The following is a 395-nucleotide window of genomic DNA, read 5'->3' as shown; positions in this document are numbered from 1 at the left end:
GGGCGGTCACTGGAAGATGAGGTTAATTATGGCAAGCTGCGTGACCTCGAAGTAGCAAACTTCAAGAAAAACGTTCAGCCTCAGCTTGAGAAGCGTGTAGGCCTCATCTACAAGAAAGCATTCATGCAGGTTGTTGAAGCTGATATGCTCGCTAAGGGTCTCGTCAAGGCTGAAGACCATTGGCAGGCGTGGAGCACTGAAGACCGTGTTCAGGTTGGCGTTAAGTGCATTGAGTTACTGATTGAGTCTACAGGTCTCGTAGAGCTTGACCGTGTGAACGCTGGAGTGATTGGCGCTGACGCTGAGAACATCAAGCTGTCTGATAAGTACGCTGACATCATTGCGACCCGTGCAAGCGCACTGGCAGGCATTAGCCCTATTCATCAACCTTGCGT

The 395-nt window shown here is 50.6% G+C and carries 1 protein-coding gene; it reads left to right on the top strand.

The genetic code is table 11. The features are described 5' to 3' along the window. On the top strand, positions 1-395 hold a 395-nt coding region (locus tag HZY94_RS01255), incomplete at both ends, for a hypothetical protein (protein WP_218925691.1).

It is taken from the genome of Streptococcus danieliae (assembly GCF_013415245.1).
Classification (GTDB): Bacteria; Bacillota; Bacilli; order Lactobacillales; family Streptococcaceae; genus Streptococcus; species Streptococcus danieliae_A.
Note: the sequence above shows the minus strand (reverse complement) of the source record. Positions and strands in the feature narration are given on the sequence as shown.